At 38.2% G+C, this 16,720-nt stretch carries 15 protein-coding genes; 1 reads left to right on the top strand and 14 read right to left on the bottom strand.

All coding sequences use genetic code 11. The annotated features are described in order from the left end of the window. Positions 1 to 816 precede the first annotated feature (816 nt). Positions 817 to 1,413: a cupin domain-containing protein gene (locus SYJ56_RS23835; protein WP_323838649.1), complete on the top strand. Its 597-nt coding sequence runs from the start codon at positions 817 to 819 to the stop codon at positions 1,411 to 1,413. A gap of 94 nt (positions 1,414 to 1,507) precedes the next feature. On the opposite strand, the gene SYJ56_RS23840 is transcribed toward SYJ56_RS23835, so the two are convergent. From SYJ56_RS23840 to SYJ56_RS23905, 14 genes are all read right to left on the bottom strand, one after another. After that, positions 1,508 to 2,332 carry an AraC family transcriptional regulator gene (locus SYJ56_RS23840; RefSeq protein ID WP_323838651.1) on the bottom strand — a complete coding sequence of 275 codons (825 nt, stop codon included), beginning with the start codon at positions 2,330 to 2,332 and terminating at the stop codon, positions 1,508 to 1,510. Positions 2,333 to 3,475: 1,143 nt separating this feature from the next. Then, positions 3,476 to 3,781 carry a helix-turn-helix transcriptional regulator gene (locus SYJ56_RS23845; RefSeq protein ID WP_323838653.1) on the bottom strand — a complete coding sequence of 102 codons (306 nt, stop codon included), beginning with the start codon at positions 3,779 to 3,781 and terminating at the stop codon, positions 3,476 to 3,478. Between the two features lie 148 nt (positions 3,782 to 3,929). Then, complete coding sequence (locus SYJ56_RS23850; RefSeq protein ID WP_323838654.1) at positions 3,930 to 4,319, bottom strand: hypothetical protein; 390 nt, start codon at positions 4,317 to 4,319, stop codon at positions 3,930 to 3,932. 129 nt (positions 4,320 to 4,448) lie between these two features. Further along, the gene (locus SYJ56_RS23855; protein ID WP_323838656.1) at positions 4,449 to 4,895 is read right to left on the bottom strand and encodes a DinB family protein; all 447 of its coding nucleotides are present in this window, start codon (positions 4,893 to 4,895) and stop codon (positions 4,449 to 4,451) included. 39 nt (positions 4,896 to 4,934) lie between these two features. After that, a complete protein-coding gene (locus tag SYJ56_RS23860) occupies positions 4,935 to 6,203 on the bottom strand; it encodes a chloride channel protein (RefSeq protein WP_323838658.1) in 1,269 nt (422 codons plus the stop codon). A gap of 713 nt (positions 6,204 to 6,916) precedes the next feature. Continuing rightward, positions 6,917 to 7,537, bottom strand: a complete 621-nt coding sequence (locus tag SYJ56_RS23865) for a dihydrofolate reductase family protein (protein WP_323838660.1) — start codon at positions 7,535 to 7,537, stop codon at positions 6,917 to 6,919. 829 nt (positions 7,538 to 8,366) lie between these two features. After that, positions 8,367 to 9,866, bottom strand: a complete 1,500-nt coding sequence (locus tag SYJ56_RS23870; RefSeq protein ID WP_323838662.1) for a TlpA family protein disulfide reductase — start codon at positions 9,864 to 9,866, stop codon at positions 8,367 to 8,369. Positions 9,867 to 10,669: 803 nt separating this feature from the next. Then, the gene (locus SYJ56_RS23875) at positions 10,670 to 12,157 is read right to left on the bottom strand and encodes an amidohydrolase family protein (RefSeq protein WP_465038402.1); all 1,488 of its coding nucleotides are present in this window, start codon (positions 12,155 to 12,157) and stop codon (positions 10,670 to 10,672) included. Continuing rightward, complete coding sequence (locus tag SYJ56_RS23880; RefSeq protein ID WP_323838666.1) at positions 12,084 to 12,617, bottom strand: hypothetical protein; 534 nt, start codon at positions 12,615 to 12,617, stop codon at positions 12,084 to 12,086. The genes SYJ56_RS23875 and SYJ56_RS23880 overlap by 74 nt, the downstream gene beginning before the upstream one ends. A 108-nt stretch (positions 12,618 to 12,725) precedes the next feature. Beyond that, positions 12,726 to 13,607 carry a polysaccharide deacetylase family protein gene (locus tag SYJ56_RS23885; RefSeq protein WP_323838668.1) on the bottom strand — a complete coding sequence of 294 codons (882 nt, stop codon included), beginning with the start codon at positions 13,605 to 13,607 and terminating at the stop codon, positions 12,726 to 12,728. Positions 13,608 to 13,913: 306 nt separating this feature from the next. Beyond that, positions 13,914 to 14,954: a hypothetical protein gene (locus tag SYJ56_RS23890; protein WP_323838670.1), complete on the bottom strand. Its 1,041-nt coding sequence runs from the start codon at positions 14,952 to 14,954 to the stop codon at positions 13,914 to 13,916. Between the two features lie 184 nt (positions 14,955 to 15,138). After that, a complete protein-coding gene (locus tag SYJ56_RS23895) occupies positions 15,139 to 15,540 on the bottom strand; it encodes a hypothetical protein (RefSeq protein WP_323838672.1) in 402 nt (133 codons plus the stop codon). A gap of 124 nt (positions 15,541 to 15,664) precedes the next feature. Next, positions 15,665 to 15,931: a DUF4272 domain-containing protein gene (locus SYJ56_RS23900; protein ID WP_323838674.1), complete on the bottom strand. Its 267-nt coding sequence runs from the start codon at positions 15,929 to 15,931 to the stop codon at positions 15,665 to 15,667. Between the two features lie 58 nt (positions 15,932 to 15,989). Then, positions 15,990 to 16,589, bottom strand: coding sequence for a DUF4272 domain-containing protein (locus SYJ56_RS23905; RefSeq protein WP_323838676.1), 600 nt, complete (start codon positions 16,587 to 16,589; stop codon positions 15,990 to 15,992). Positions 16,590 to 16,720: the final 131 nt, after the last annotated feature.

Here is a 16,720-nt window from a genome sequence, read left to right on the forward strand (position 1 = left end):
TTATATTTAAAAAACCACAATTGCAAGAGGTAATTTTTAGTAATTATAAAATACCTTCAATAAAACCGGAAATATTTCCTGATTTAGCATAATTATTTCATGCAAGCGGAAATAGCTCCTGCCATTTTTTGATCTATGTCAATTAATTTTCATTGAGAATTAAACACCTCACCCACCTCCCCCCAACTCCCGATATCGCTTTGCTTACGGGACAGGCTCTTCGCTAAAAATGTCCACCGGACATTTTCTTTACGTTCGGTCCTCCTGTACAGGGTGTTTTTTGGGGAAATGGGAGGAAATGTGAATGAAGTGCGGTGTTTTTCGGTCTGTCTGCAGAATTATCAGCATCCCTCTGTTCCCTTCTCCTAAAAATGTCCATACTAAATAACTCGGCTTCCAAAACGCGGTTCTCCGAAAGTGACCTTCATATCCGCTACAATCTCCTTCAAATTTAATCTCTGATTTTTGATCGGGCTGGGAATCTATGCTGATACTGTCACGTAAGATTTATTTTTGGGTTTACTCGACAATTCAAAAAATAACGACTCTATCCCCATAGGAACCTCTCCGTTCCGAATGCTTTGGAGAAGCGGTTTCATTGTCCCCGCCTCGGCAGGCAGGCTGCGCTGTACACACGATGAAAGCCTAATTATTAGGCGCATCTACTTTCATATACTGTAATAAGGCAAATAGAGCCAGAATAGCAAATACAAAACAACTGTAAAATGTCTTTTTTATACCACTAACCCCTTTATTTAAAGGAGTAGGTTTGTTCTGATAGCTGTTATCGGCTATGACAAAACTAAATTAGAAGCCATGAACAGAAAACAGTTTATAAAGCTTGCCGGCCTTGGTGCGGCAGTAGCATCAGCCGGTGGGATGGCCGGTTGTGCCAACAGAACACTTGCCAACCCGGCACCGGTTACAGGGAAAGGAATAAAGACTGATAAAGCGGTGTTTGTTTCCAACGGAAGAAGCCGTTTTCAAGAGGAACTTATGATCTGGGGTGTTATTCCCTTTCAGATTAAGGTGTCTGGAAAAGACACTGATAATTCTCTTTTTATATTCGAGCATGCCAGGATGGGCAAGGGTGGGCCACCACGGCATTTCCATTACGAGCAGGACGAATGGTTTTACGCTTTGGAGGGTGAATTTGCTTTTGAAGTTGGAGATGAGAAATTTACATTGCGCCCTGGTGACTCACTCTTTGCTCCCCGGATGATTCCACATGTGTGGGCTTATGTGGGAGATAAGCCCGGCACTTTACTTTTGGCTGTTCAGCCGGCAGGTTCGCTGGAGGAATTTTTTATGAAGAGCTGTAACATGAAGCAGCCACCAACACCGCAAGAAGCAGAAACACAATTCGCTGCTCATGGTATGAAGGTAGTGGGCCCACCTCTCGCATTTAGCTAAGCCTCGTCGGGCGCTTGAGTTGCAGAAACGGGCTAGAGATGTAATAAAACTTTGCTGTATTACAGAGCCTGTTATTCACAGTCAGCAAATATTATTATTCGAGCTGTAAGATCCGTTCGGGGGAGTGATTGTCCTGATCGACCCATAAATTAGGAGTAACGCCTGCAAATTCTTTAAAATCTTTCACCATATGTTGATAATCGTTGTAACCAAATAGAAGGGCAATGCTCAGCCAATCTTCCTTTGGATGCATTTCTTTATACTGATAAGCTTTATGAAAACGAACCACACGGCTGTACAGCTTAGGCCCAACACCCATTCTTTCGGTGAACTTTCTATTAAACTGTCTAGGGCATAAGCAGGTCTGGTTTGCCAGCCAATCCAAAGAAAAGCGTGATGGATTGGTGAAGAGGCATGCAGCCACTTTATCAAGTGGGTGAAAATCTATCACTACCTTTTTCAACTTTTTTATTAGGTAGACTTCTACAACAGCAATCATTTGAGAATAGCTCTGGCAATGGGCAAGCTGCTCATTCACTTCCATTATTTCAAAGTTAATTACAGATGTTGCGTCAAACCAGCAATCCGTAAACTCTAGAAGGGGGATACCCAGCAAACGGTACAGTGCCCCTGGCTGAAAGTGCACCCTCAGCATCTGGTACTCCTGGCTCAGGTAAAAGTCGTATCTCGATAGCTGCTGTCCGCAAATGGATGTCAATGGTGCAACTTGTTTTTGTCCGAACTGTGGATCAATAACCGTCAGGTTACCTTTTGGCAGAAAAGTTATGGTTTGTTCAGGCTTTGGAGAATAAGGTTTGAAAGGAATATTCTGATCTTTATTAAATATAAAATGTGCGATTAAATAATTCCTTATGAATTCTTGTAAGGGTGGACTGGGTATTATGTATTGATAAATCATAACTTAATTCTTTAAGGTGGTAAAATTTATGCCTGATGTCAGTTAGTCCAAAACCTCCGTTCAATTTGTCTATAGTTTAAATATAATCTCATTTCTTTGGATTTGGGAACTGGCAGAAAATGGAAGTTTGCATGAGGTTGAAAGTGGGAAACGAGATTGATCTCTTACATGAGAGACAAACTCAGACTTTCCATCAATAGGAACGCCCGAGAACGGGAGTGCGAAGGGGCCCAAGTAGTGCTGTGGCATCCGAAGACCATCCAATTTTGAAATGTTAGGACATACATTTGTCCCCCCTTCTGGGTGTAGTTAGACCGTTAGTGGGGACTGGGTGAGTTTGTAACTTCACCCTAATATCCTCATCAATTTGCAATTGGCCCCCTACCTCCTCCCGTCCTCCTCCTTAAAGAGGAGGCAATTGGCTCTGCTCCAGCTGGGCTGAAGAGTAAGAAGTTGGCTAGTCGTTCCCGAATTGCTTACGCTCGGGATCTTCGATTTCAATAACTAAAAGGCTGTGTGCAAGAAAAGGAATAAATGATAGGAAGCCAGCCCGCGGGCTGGCTACATCGCTAAAATGATTCGCCGCGGCGAATCATTTTTTAACGCTCGTCTCTCATGTATAGGGTATGTTTTGGGGAAATGGGAGGAAATTGCTGTGAATTTCCTCTGCATATCAACCATGGGAAGGCTAAACTAAATCACCTCATTGACTAACCATTCGCTATTTGGCGAATCCTGGATCTTCTGCCCAAGTTCTTTTAACTCTATAATTCAATTTCTAAAAAATCTTCTTCAATTTCCCATTCATAAAAACCTCATACCAAAAGGTCTATCATCTTCCACTGCAAGTTAGCTATTTCCGGCCAAGATCGGGCCAGCATTTCCACCATTTGCCATACGCTAAGGCCTGACTACAACTATTAGATCAGGAAAAGAACTCTTCAGGTTTTGTGACATGAAAAGTTCCTTTTCCAATATTCTCTTAGATAAGTTGGCAGATCATAAAGGACATACATTTTCATATTAATAGATGACTACGTATAATTTTCAACAAATTCACACCTTGTAACTATAGAAAATTATTGTTATAATTAACTGTCAATATATTCAATTGAATAGAACAGTAATTTTCTATAATACTCACTAAACAGATATTAGATTCTTATAATCATACTTCTCATAATTATATTTTTTTTCAGATCTTAATTTTAATATCTCATTTTTCAATTGAATTCTGAACCAATATTCTGGATTTGTGTGGGAGAAAAAGCTAATTTTAAGTACCACCTCTGAGTTTAGCTTTCTTTCTCCAGTTAAATATTTGTGCAAATTACTATCTTTCATTCCAAAATAATTAGCTAACTCCTTTTTTGTAATATCCAATGCCTTCAAGTACATTTTAACAAAATCTAGAACATCTAACATTTCGTCTTCCTTAATATCATCCATCTCAATATAATTTTATATTGAATAGAAAGTAGCTTGTTTCTAATTTTTCTTTCATTGGATTGAGTCTCAGAATGACTCTTGATGAATTCTTCAATTTTCTCAAGCTTAGCATCATTCCAAATGTCCTTTGGTTGTATTTCAATATTTTTCATGATTCTTGTCTAATTAAATATTCATTGATAAGCTTTTCACTTCCTTCAGGGAGAATAATCATAGTTGTCGATTCCCCTAATCTTACTGCGTTATATTTTTGACAGTACATTTGCATTAGTTTCCTCCCAATATCCTCCGTATCCTCGATTACATCAAATGCCAAATAGCCTTCCTTTCCATTTATAAAACTCAATCTAAAAGCAAAGGCAGCGCGCAAACTGGCTACATCGCTAAATCTCTTCACAGAAGAGATTATTAACGCTTGTCCCTCATGCATAGGGTATTTTAGGAAAATGCCGGTAATTGAGGGAAATTTCCAGATTTTGGGTAGAATAGCCAGGGAATTGCTGGCAATTGGGAATGAGCGAAGGCTTATTACCTTCATCTTTAAGAGCGGTATAGATTGATCCGAAATATTCATCCCGGCTCAATCCCCATAACAACCTCGCCACTTCCCCCGAAAGAATCTTGCTACGCACGAAACGAAAGCCTAGTTGTTATGCACCGTTTTTCTTTATTCGCTTTCTAATATTTGTCCTAGGTGGTGTTCCAAATGAGAAACATAGTCATTGAAAACCCATTCAATAGTCACATTGTTAGGACCACCTGTATTACATTCTCTTTTTAAATAGATCGAAGGAATTAACTTGAAAAGCTCTAACAGTTGCAAATTATAGGATGTCCAGAATCGAATCAATTGGTTTACTTGGATTTGCTGATAATAACTAAACTCATTCCATTTATTTTGGTCATAGGAAATAATTGGAACATTTTCAAATTGACCTCTTATAAGTCTGTGGTGATTATTAGTTGCACTATCAATCAAGTGTCCTAAGATTTCCTTTTTGCTCCATTTCTCTTGAGTCGGCTTGAAGTTAAATGCTGTTTCCGAAATACCATGTAGGAGTGTCGGTACTGTGTTGCAGAGATTCTCAAATCTTTCAATAGCATCTCCAGTCATAGGTTGTTAGTTTTGGTTTTTAAATGGTGTATAACGGTTTCATTCCTTTTCCATCTGGGAACTTATAAAAGGTATTCTTGGCGCTAAAAAATAGCCTGTCAAACTTGCAAATAAGATTGGAATAAAATGTCCGAATCCTGTCAAAGTTGCAAGTAAAATTGTTGTACTCATTGGTGTTCGAGTGACGCAAGCGTTTATTGCTGCCATACAGCTAACAATCGCTAATGTCAAATTTATTATCGGAAATAATTGATGAATTATCAACCCTAAAGTTGTTCCTACGAAAAACAGAGGAATAATAAACCCTCCTCTCCAACCTGATGTCACGGTTATTGAAATAGCTATGATTTTAAAGATCAAAATTGCAAACAATAAAGTCAAAGAAAAATTTCCTGATAATAGTTCGTTAATTTCCTGATGTCCAAAATATCGGGTTATTGGAAAGTAAAATGCTATTATACCGAGTAGAACTCCTCCAATTAGCGTTTTGATATAAATGGGGATTGGTCTTTTTTCGAAAACTGATTTGAAAAATTTGGTGCAAAAAATAAAAGCCCAACCAAAAGCAGCTCCAATTATTGCGAACAGAACTGCATAAGCAAAATCAAAAATTCCTGAATATTCATACGCAGATAAATCCCAAATAGGACCAAGTCCTAAATGAACGATTAATGCAAATACCAAGTAGCTAAAACAGCTTGCTACAAAAGCAGGAATAATTGCTTTGTAATACTCAACTGCGTGTTTATGGTGAAGTATTTCTAATGAAAAGAGGCTACCCCCTAATGGGGCACCAAATAAGGCTGTAAAACCTGAAGCCATTCCTGCAATACTTAATGACCGTAATTCTTCTCCTTTAAGTCTGAACAACTTACCTATCCAAGTACCTGTGGAGCCTGTCACTTGTACCAATGGAGCTTCTGGTCCGAGACTCCCACCTGATGCGACACACAATAAGGATGAAAGCACCATTGACGGATTGTTTTTTGGGTCAAGTTTTCCTTTGTTAAATCGGATATTGTTCACAATCAAATGTATTTCTCCCGGGTCTCCAATGAAGTGTATTATCAAGCCTGCTAAAAGTCCGCAAATTGCCATTACGGGAATTACTTGCCAACCACTAAAAAAGGCTAATTGGTGAGTCAAAAACTCAAGTCCAATCCAATAAACTCCTGCTATTATTCCACCTACTAATCCTAGAAACGCCCATAACAAAAAAGTCCGACTGAAAACGAAGGGGTTGAATCGGACAGGTTGGTCTAAAATGTTTAAATACGTTACTAGTTTTCTTCTTCGTTTTAATTTCACTTTATCGTTTCTGTTTATATGGCATACAATCGGGTCAGGCAAGGGAACCACACCCTCACCTTCCCACAGAACTCCCGAAAAACGGGACAGGCTGTGCATGAGACTCTCATCCGCCGTGGCGAACTCTTCATGCCTGCCTAAAGGTAGGCAGACAGGTTTATAAATCGCTTTGTGCTAAAAGTACTTAAGGTTGAACCGATTTCCAATGCTAAAATAACCTGGAAATCTTTGTACTATCGCTTCAGCAATCTGACTGTCGAAATCTTGTCAGCGTTTCTTCTAAAGTAACGTAAGGTGGTATGATAGATGCTCCAGCAAGCTGCCATCGGAAGGTCTACCATGGCACGTTTTTATTTTATTTTTTCTTTGTCCACGAGCCTTGACAGGTTAGTGTAATAATATTGTTTTTCGTTCAATTTGTCTACAGGTACGATTTCAAATGACTTTACTTTTATTTCCATTTGATTTTCTAACGTTGTTGCTGTTCCTAAGCCGAAGAACGACGAATTATTGAAGCCGACTAATTGTCCTTCTAAATTCTTTCCGTTCTCGTCAACCACGGCTGGTTTTAAGTAAGAGTGATTAAAAGTCCACTCATTCAAGTAGCCAATTCCGTTCGAGTCAACGGTTAGAATATTTTCTGTCAGATTTGAGAAGCCCACCCTATCGAGGAAACTCGGTAGGGCCGTCTACTCATTAGCGGGTCGTTGATTCTATTTCTTTGTCAGTTTATATCTTAAATGAGTTGTCAAGTCTGACGGTATTACTTCTTCAATTTGTATATCATATTTGTCTTTGTCAATACCTTCAAAGAGTCGGATACCGCTTCCCAAAAAAACAGGTGCAATGTGAATAAAAAACTCGTCCACAAGTCCTGCATTTAGAAATTGCTGAATAGTGTTAGCGCCACCTTGTATTCTTATATCCTTTCCTTTTGCTGATTGTCTTGCGTTATCCAAGGCACTTTCTATTCCGTCATCTATAAAGTAAAAAGTTGTCGTTCCCTCTTGAACCCAAGGTTCTCGCTTTTCGTGTGTTAATACATAAACGTCAGCTTTGTATAGGTCATTAGGCCAACTAGCTTCGCCTTCCTCAAACATACGTTTTCCCATAATGAATGCACCTGTACGTTCAATTGTCTCTCTAATAAATTTACCATCAGATCCATCTTCTTTGCCTCCTTCGAACCCTAAGTATTCCCAAAAAGCTTTTTGATTAAACATCCACGAATGAATTTGTCCTGAAACACCACCCATAGGATTTTTAGGACTTCTGTTATCTCCTGCGAAAAAACCGTCAAGAGATATTCCACTGTCAAAGATTATTTTGCTCATATTTTAACTTTTGCATTTTTGTCCAATTTTTTAATTGTTGAAACTGTCGCTATACAATACCCGCTAACGTTAAATAAGCCCGAATAATGGTCCCCGCACCTTTTGCGGGGCAGGCTATGCCTCCTATATGACGCCTGCCGCCCAGCCAGTAAACAAGTGTCCGCTGGACTCTTCATGTTTGGCATACTTCAAACATTTTTGACAGATTGTGGCACTTCCTCGACACTTCATCAGAGGTTCATTGGTATTCATCTCCATTATTCATAACTGGCTGTGCTCATGGCACAGTCTTTTCTATAACTCTCGATACCTTGGCTCATTACCAAAGCACCTTGTGGTGTTTTGATGCTCCCCCCTGCAGGACAACACCGGTGGGTCGGCTCCACCATCTTACTTAGGGCCTGCTGAAAAACGCCGGTAATAGATTATAAGCCATCATTTTGAATGATTAACCCATTTTTCATGCGAACGGTTTTTCAGCAAGTGCAAGCTTATGGACGAAAATAGGTCTTTATCCATGCATCAGAAAATCTCAAAATCGAGATTTTCAAGCTAGCCTCAGCCATACCATCTTCTACGTTGGCCTCATTCGAGGTATAAGCATACATCTTCACTCGGCCGCCTTGAACCTGGCATACCTGAGACTTTTTCAGCAAGCCCTACTTACAGTTCCGTAACGATTTTTCAGCCGTTCGTTACTCTCGGCACACATAAGAGTAGTGCGGGATTTCGGAGCACTTTCTTGCAGGAAACTTACTAAAATGCACAAAGCTTGATTTAATCACTTTACTTGCCATAAGTTATATGCGGTAGTTGTTATAGCACGTAATTATATTTCATTTAGTAGATCTGTTATTTTTTCTTCTGTCGATTTCATACTTGGGCTAAGCTGATTCCCTCTTTCCATAATTTGCCCATTTTTGTCGATAAGAATATAATAAGGAATTCCATTAAATTGGAAAACATCAAATAAGGCTTGAACTTGCTTACTATCCAATGGATAGTGTTGGCCCCTATCTATATCAAATTCTGATAAAAGTTTCTTCCGTTTTTCTTCATTTTCATCGATACTCACATATACAAATGCGACACCTTGTTGCTCTAATTTTGACATTAACAGATTTGAACTTGGCATTTCTTCAATACATGGTTTGCACCAAGTTGCCCAAAAGTCCAAATAAATAACCTTCCCCTTATTAGTATCAAGAATCTTATTGAATGTTTCTTCAATAGGGCTACCTACCATTTTCTTCAATATTACAGCAGTTTTTTCTTCTGGGCTGTTTATAATTTCTTGTGTTTTGTGATAACTCTCTTGAAGGGGATTTAAAATAAAAGGTGCGCTCAATTCTTCTTTAATAGCAACCTGATTTCTTTGATAACTTTCCAGCGAATTCATACTGAACAAGCTTTTATATAAACCACTATAGGTAAGTTGACCCAGTAAGTCATCCGTATAATTATCTCTAACAAATTCAATAAATAATGAATCTGATTTTGATGTTTTGTCAGTCAACGACTGAATCAAATCAATGTCGGGATATTGCTTTGCAAATTTTGGAAACAAATTTGTTTGAAGGTAGCTTGTTATTCTTTTTTCAAGTACATGCCAACCAATCAGTTTATCCATTGTAATTGGCAGGATTTCCCTATTATAGTCAAAATAATTATCGGGAAGATTTGTGTTTTCCCAACTATACTTATCTAAAAAATAGTAATAGGTCTCCAATGCAAATAGTCTTGTCCAGCTCTTAACTTCTTCGCTGGGAGAGTATTCTTCAATAAATGAATTATAAATATTCAATTGCTTTTCTTTTACAGCATTCATTTCAAGAATAAAATCAGCTAAATCCTTTTGGTAAGATTTAGCCTCGTCTATAGCTCCATAACCTAAATTATTTTCTTCGCGTAAAACCTGAAAATTAATTATTTGATTATTAGTAGTCGCCCGGCTACCACTATACTTTATTGTTTTAGTAAGCTCTATACTTTTATTGTTTGCTTCAAATTCTATATGAATACTATCTCCAGGATGATAAATAAAATAGATATTTGCAAAGGTGGTTTGTTCCAATAGCATTGCATCTAATGGGATGTATCCTTCAATTGTATATCCAAAATTTCCTGCACTGTCAATTTCCACTAATTCAGTTGATTCATTTACTCCTGGTTGTGAATAAACAAAGCTTAAAGCTGCATTTTTTCCGTTATACTTATGTATTTTCCCAGTAACTACGATTGGTTTCTTTTCGCTGTATTGAGTCTCTTGCTTACAGGAGACTACAATGAAAAAGGTTACAATTATTAAAATGTCTTTGATAATTTTCATTGATTTTTTTATGTGCTATAGCACTTGTATATACGCAACTTCAGTTAGAATTGCATGATCCACTATACCTAAGATTCAATATTTTAAAGTAATCATACTTCCAGATTATTATAGGCTGTTTATCCGATATTAAACGCCACTAAACGCTTACTATCAGGATTTGTTCACCTTTAATTGGTTGTCAAACCTCTCGAGGATCGCTTCGCTCTCAAGACAGGCTCTTAAAGAGGAGGCGCTTGGCTCTGCTCCAGACGGACTAAAGGATAAGAAGTTAACTGGTCGTTCTCAATAACTAAAAGATATCTGCAAGAAAAGGGAAAAATTGGAAGAATCTATACCATGTATAGGGTATTTTTTAACCTCACCCCAGCCCTCTTCCCGATTCTCGGGACAAGCTCTGAAGAGAGAGGGCGCTTGTTTGGTACTATCATCAAGATTCCGCATCAGAAGGTGTTTGATGGTTTCCGGAATTAAGCCCGGATGGGTGTGATAAAAGTTGGCTGTTCTACATACCTCATCCCCCCTCTTCCCGATACGCTGCGCTATCGGGACAGGCTCCCCGCAATACTGCGGGGCAGGCATTTAGGAGAAGGTGATCGGCACTGCTCCAGATGGGACTAGGAATAAAGAAGTTGGCTGGTTGTCTCAATAACTAAAAGACTTGTACAAGAAAATGAATAAAATGATGCGGGAACATACCTTGTATTAGAATAGCCCCCAAAGTTTAGACACCACTTGGAGGCAATTTTATGAGCAAGTAAAAAATTTAGATAGCTTGACTGAAGTTCTATTGAGTTATATGTTTAATTCTTCACTTGGATTACTCCATTTTTCATCACCATCTTCACATCAAAAAGCGATTTTTTTATGTCTGCTTTCATATCACCTTCGAAAACAACAATATCAGCAAAACCATTTTCTTTGATCACACCAATCTGATCTTTCATACCCAGCGCATTAGCTGCATTACTGGTCGCCGTTTGCAACATGTCCTCGGCTGAGAGTCCCGCCTCAGCATAGCCATAGATGGTTTGTTTTGCATAATCTCCCCTGTCTGTATCTAAGTTCACATAGGCATCTGAACCAGCTACAATAGTCACGCCGGCCGCTTTGAGCTCGTTGATCCATTTTTTCCAGCTAGCTGAATTAGTTTCCAGATCATCTTCGGTATAGGGTTGCTTTTGATATTCATAATAGGCTTTAATGGTTCCGGTGGAACCATAGGTAGGAACTGCATAGATTCCTTTACTGGCCATTTTCTCAAGAGTCGCTTTTTTAAAGCCATACGCATGTTCTATACCATCCACTCCGGCTTCTATTGCATTATGTGCTGCCCAGTCCCTGTCACAATGCGCTGTGACCGGTACACGTTCGCTGTGGGCGGTTTCTACGATCGCTTTCATTTCATCCAAGCTCAGCACCAATCTNTCCCTGTCACAATGCGCTGTGACCGGTACACGTTCGCTGTGGGCGGTTTCTACGATCGCTTTCATTTCATCCAAGCTCAGCACCAATCTATTCCCGATGGCAAGGATTTTAATCACATCCACTCCCCTGGCAATATGCTCTCTAACGGATTTTCTGGCTTCTTCCACCCCGCTCACCATGCTGTATTCCTGTCGGGAAATCCGGTCAAAATCAGCCAAAGGAATACCGTCGATCTGGCCGTCCATGGATCCAATTATCGGTCCGGATACAAGCATTCTTGGGCCTGATATGTACCCTTTACTTATGGCTTTTTTTACTTCCAAATCAAGATACTGTCCGGAATTACCCACATCCCTGATCGTTGTAAAACCCGCTTCCAGATAGCTTCGGGCAAATTTGGCAGCTCTCAACACCCGGGCTTCCGAAGAGACCAGCATCGCATCTACTGCAAGTGGTTCATTTACTTTTTGCTCCATCAAAATATGAGAGTGCGCATCAATTAAACCCGGGACAATGGTAGCATTTCCAAAATCCAGCACCTCCGTATTTGGTGGAACAGCAAGTTGGCTCCCAACTGCCACTACCAAATTATTCTTTATCAGCACCTCCTGATTTTTCACAAAGGCATTCTTTTCTGAATCGTAGAATTGCCCGGCTTTCAGTAAATAATGGGTATCAGCATTTTGGGAATAAGCAAAACTGCCTGTAGCTAATAGAATGAGAACAGTTAGTTGAATTACCTTAATCATAGACTTAATCATAGAATAGTGCTCAATAGTGTGGATCAATTTAATTAGGACATTTGGAAAGGCGGGTTGTGACATAATTATCCAACATCCAGCAATTCCCATAAACATCCGCATAGGTGATCTTCAGGTTCATCGAATCGCTTTCCAAGCGATTAGTCATTCTGCGAACCATCGAATCGGGAAGATTAATGTGGATCAATGTAATGGCTTCACCAGACTTGAATACATAATCTTTAGGAAGGTTAGTATAGCCAACCCCTCTGACATCATCCCCAAATAAAACTGTAAAAAGTTCGCGTGGACTTTCATAAGTCGATCCCATATGAAGGTAAGAAAGGTCTTTAATAATAGCGGGGCCTACACCTTTATTTTGAATGACATACTTATAGGATCCACTACTAAAATTTCCCATTTGTTCCATATGGGGCCAAACCGAAGCAAATTGTTGCTCCCTCAATATGTTCGTCTGGAAAATAGAGACAATTAATGCGGATGCGCTCAAAAAGACTGCTGATAAGCCCAGCAGGAGATTGACATTGATTTTTTTCTTTGGGACTGGAGTTATCTCATCCATATTTTTCGCATAGTTTATCAAATTAGGTATCTAAAAGCCAAATCAAAAGATTTGGCGGACTTAGCAAACACGCCCAAGCAATTAAATCTAGCTGTTTTGCCCTACTTGCTATAGGTATTGTTGCACTTTTTTTTCTACTTTCCTTATGTCATTCCAAGTGATTAATTCAATATTATACTCTTGGATTTTAGCCATACAGTCTGGTTTAGTAAAACTTTTAAAGTCGATTTGTCTCCATTCAGAACCGAAATTAGGGTGGTTAACCGTTATACCCTTCATTTCGCTATCATCAAATGCGGGATGTATTAAAATAATATTAAAACCACTCACTAAATTTTCAAAAATATTTGAGTAATAATCACTCAACTTACCAGATTCAAAATATTCAAAAATTCCGTAATGTGCCTTTTCAATAAGCAAATCTCCATCAAGAATGTTACGGTCTGGATTTAGTCCCACCATTTCCATTAATTGTCGGCTTATCATTACAGGAAGATTATATTTTTCACCTAAGTCCCTATATACTTGAAAAAACTCCGTACTTGCTCCAACGCTATACATATGCGAATCAATGTGAGTAGGTTTCAATCCAAATTTTATAGCTTTTTTTATTTGGGCATCAAGCTCTTTTTCAACATCTCCTTTTGTAGCCTTATTTTTTAGTTCCTCCCTTTTTTTATAAAAATATCCATTTTCGTTCACCAAACTTGGAACTTCAGAAATTGGCAAAACAGGTCCGAATTTATAATTTTCCCACTCGCAAGTTAGTGTTAAGTGAATTCCGTTATCAAAGTGGGGATTATTTTTGGCAAATACCGCTATTTCATAGAACCACGGACAAGGCACCATAATACTGTATGAATTCACGATTCCTTTCTCCAGCGATTGAATTGTCGCCCTATTTTCGGAATGGGATAATCCGGCATCGTCTGCGTGTATTATCAACAGTTTGGTATTTTCTGAGAAACCTAATTTTTGAGCTAAATTCATTCGCAATATGGTCTTTTATAATCTAGGGGTATTTTGCAGAATTGTGCATAACGGCAGTTCGTCTAAAAACCCTTTTGTAAGGCCTGAGATTTAGGTATATAAAATTCTTCTCCATCAGGTATCCGAATACTTTACAAAACACAGGTAGTTATTAGACAGTCTGACGGTCCGCAGCTACACGCAGGCAGGGATTTTTACCACTGAACTTCCTACGAAGAACTGAACTTTAAATTTACCTCTTTCCTGTCCTACGAAGCACGCCCTCCTGCTTGCTTGTAGGTGCTGTTAGCGGTTCGTTGTTTCATTTTAATTGTCGGTTTGATTTTTCTTACCTTGTAAGGCATTATCCATTTGAGATTTAAATTCTTCATTATTGTCAATGTGAAAGGCCAATACTGTAAATTTCTTTCTGATTCCATACAAGCCAATAAGTTGGTTCTCTTTGTTCAAATGAATTATCAGGTTATGACTTTCTAATTCTCCTAATGGCGAGAGACTTTTTGTCAGGACATCTTTTTCGTCTAATGGCTTCTTTGATAGCTCAATATTATCAATATCTGTAAATGATATTTCAACTTCATTTAAGATTCCATAGTTAAGAGACAAACTGTCTTGATTAATAGATGTTGGTCTTTTTGATAATGATTTCGCAAATCCTAAGACCTGAATGGCCGTGTAAATACTTAGTATTGTCAAAATCCAGGCTGCCGTCAAACTCCAAAGGGCGAGTAAAAAATGAAGGGCAATTGTTTCAACACCTATTATTAATATTAATGCACCAAATAGGGCAGGTGTTCCACTATTTTTGTGGTACGTAAATTCATTATTCTTAAGCTTAGGATTTCTCCAATTTATAAATCCGTAATAGATAACAGCTATTTCTGTTGCAAATGGTAATACAAGTTTTTTGGGAAGGATTTCATAGCAAATACTTTTTAAGGTAGTGAAGAAGTCTGGTGATTTGTCCGTGAGGCTTTTATACTTTTTTATTGCTGAGCGAACCTTGATTATGACATAAGTCAATATTGATACTTCAATTATTGGTAATGCCCAAGTCTTAAAAAGCTTCAAATAAGTCTGGTTTTCCTCTGGTAAGAAATAAGAACCAATCAAAAGCCCAATTACCATCACAGCTACTACTGTTGTTTTAGGAATTTCAGTCTTATAAATTAGGAGATAGTATATAATTGGAACTGTCAACAACAGGTCTATGGTTATTGCCAAAGAGAATACACTTGCATTGGTAAAAAAGATTGATGATTTAGACAATAAAACTAAGAACAGAATTGCCAATAATGGAATTCCGAATGAAATTAATGGCCTGTTTAGCTCTACTTTTCTGTTCATAATACTTTTTTTAAGGTTTTGATAGAATAAATTGTCTCCATTTCTGTCTCGTCCGTTAGAATGACCACTAACGTTTTTGCGTATGCTCTGGCCACCGTTTTTAAACTAGAAAACTATCCACCGAAAGCTGAGGATAGCTAAAAGCTATGATCTATCTGCACCCGGTGGTCGAGTATACGCAATGTTATAGCTCGTTTTTTATTCGTTTCATTTTCCAATATCTGTCTAGTGAGTAAATGCTATCAACTTTTTCTAAATATTCGTAAATTATCAAACATTTTTCGAAGAGTCTCTTATTGTCGTCTTCTCGATTATCTGCAATTAACAAAAGTATTTCAGCAAGCTTACCTAAGTTTTCGTTCGTTAGACCCTTTTGAGTCGTAAGCGTGTCAATAAATTTGTCGGTCGGAATATCAAGTAAATCTTGCACGTCAAAATCTAATTCATTTTTAAGTGTTTGGTCAGTTATTTCAAGTCCTGCGTTAATTTGTCCGCTATTTTTTAATCCAAGCAAGTCAGAAAATAATTTCGCCAAAACCTGTCCCAGTTGGTCAATTTGTTTTTTCAAGTAGTCTCTCTGTTCCATATCGTTTTTTCGTCTCGCCTTTTTAAAATGAGCTATAACGTTAAATGTATGAATCTGTAGCTTTGGTCTGTGCGTTTGCCTGGTGCGGCTATGATTTCATACATAATGTTAGCATCTTTTATTTTTATGTTGATGTATCTATTTCATCCCATAATTCACCTACAGTCTCGCTTTCACTATCATAAAATGTTCTTAACCAGTTCAGCACTTGATGACGCTCGAAACTTGTATATCTATTAATCTTGGTCTCATCTTTCTTACCATTGAACATTAAATCTCTGAAGTAAGTCGTAGCCATTTCATTGACCAAATTCTCTTCATAGATTTCGTCAAAGTCTCTAAATTCTAAATTGGTTAAAAATAGCGATAAGGAATCTCCAATCGCAGGCACTTCCCGTTGAAAATCATCAATCGCCTTTTCAGTATTTTCATTGTCCAGTCTTGGTAAATCACTTTTTCAAACACCATCCCAGAGTTAAGGCACTATCAATTCTCCAGGACAAATCCATAAGGGTGTCTTCATCAGGTTTGGAGTCCGTTAAAAATTCCTTTTCTTTCGGAGATACTTTATCCCAAATCTTTTCTTCCTTAAACCACTGGATAATATTTTCTCTTTCATCAAGATTATGAACAGCAAAGGAAATGGCATACAAGATCATCATTCTACAACCCGCGTCATATTCAGATTGAAACTTTTCACTGGAGTGGTCTAAATATGGCAGATGACTGACTCTATAATTTCTTATCCCATAATCAATTAATCTGGATTCAAGTCTTTTCTTTTTTATCTTCAAATTTTGGTCGCCAGAAGATTCAATTAAATCAATTTGTTCTTTTGTCTTGTACCAATCAGAATGCGGCTTGCTCTTTCCACAAGCAGGACACCACGTATCTTTCCATTGTGTATTGCATTTTGGACATTTCCCCTTTGTTTTAAAGGTGTCCCATTTATGTCCGCAACTACAAGCCCAGTATTTTTCTCCATCAGGATTCCATTCACAAACTGGACATTGAATTATTAAATCATTTTGTTTTTTCTTCCAGAACATCGGTATGTTTTAATTGATGCTAACGTAAAGAGTTTTAAACGCATTCCGGCAAAAAAAAACACCCATTATCCAAAAACCTCACCCGGATTGCGGTTAAAACTGTGTTGGACTAAGCCGTTTTCTCCTATGGA

This window comes from Algoriphagus aurantiacus, from assembly GCF_035156405.1.
In the GTDB taxonomy this organism is placed as follows: Bacteria; Bacteroidota; Bacteroidia; order Cytophagales; family Cyclobacteriaceae; genus Algoriphagus; species Algoriphagus aurantiacus.

What these genes read in the sequence shown, in the direction of transcription:
- SYJ56_RS23835 (WP_323838649.1), top strand. Translation starts at nt 817, where the DNA reads ATGAACAGAAAACAGTTTATAAAGCTTGCCGGCCTTGGTGCGGCAGTA.
- SYJ56_RS23840 (WP_323838651.1), bottom strand. Translation starts at nt 2,332, where the DNA reads ATGATTTATCAATACATAATACCCAGTCCACCCTTACAAGAATTCATA.
- SYJ56_RS23845 (WP_323838653.1), bottom strand. Translation starts at nt 3,781, where the DNA reads ATGGATGATATTAAGGAAGACGAAATGTTAGATGTTCTAGATTTTGTT.
- SYJ56_RS23850 (WP_323838654.1), bottom strand. Translation starts at nt 4,319, where the DNA reads ATGAAGGTAATAAGCCTTCGCTCATTCCCAATTGCCAGCAATTCCCTG.
- SYJ56_RS23855 (WP_323838656.1), bottom strand. Translation starts at nt 4,895, where the DNA reads ATGACTGGAGATGCTATTGAAAGATTTGAGAATCTCTGCAACACAGTA.
- SYJ56_RS23865 (WP_323838660.1), bottom strand. Translation starts at nt 7,537, where the DNA reads ATGAGCAAAATAATCTTTGACAGTGGAATATCTCTTGACGGTTTTTTC.
- SYJ56_RS23870 (WP_323838662.1), bottom strand. Translation starts at nt 9,866, where the DNA reads ATGAAAATTATCAAAGACATTTTAATAATTGTAACCTTTTTCATTGTA.
- SYJ56_RS23880 (WP_323838666.1), bottom strand. Translation starts at nt 12,617, where the DNA reads ATGGATGAGATAACTCCAGTCCCAAAGAAAAAAATCAATGTCAATCTC.
- SYJ56_RS23885 (WP_323838668.1), bottom strand. Translation starts at nt 13,607, where the DNA reads ATGAATTTAGCTCAAAAATTAGGTTTCTCAGAAAATACCAAACTGTTG.
- SYJ56_RS23890 (WP_323838670.1), bottom strand. Translation starts at nt 14,954, where the DNA reads ATGAACAGAAAAGTAGAGCTAAACAGGCCATTAATTTCATTCGGAATT.
- SYJ56_RS23895 (WP_323838672.1), bottom strand. Translation starts at nt 15,540, where the DNA reads ATGGAACAGAGAGACTACTTGAAAAAACAAATTGACCAACTGGGACAG.
- SYJ56_RS23905 (WP_323838676.1), bottom strand. Translation starts at nt 16,589, where the DNA reads ATGTTCTGGAAGAAAAAACAAAATGATTTAATAATTCAATGTCCAGTT.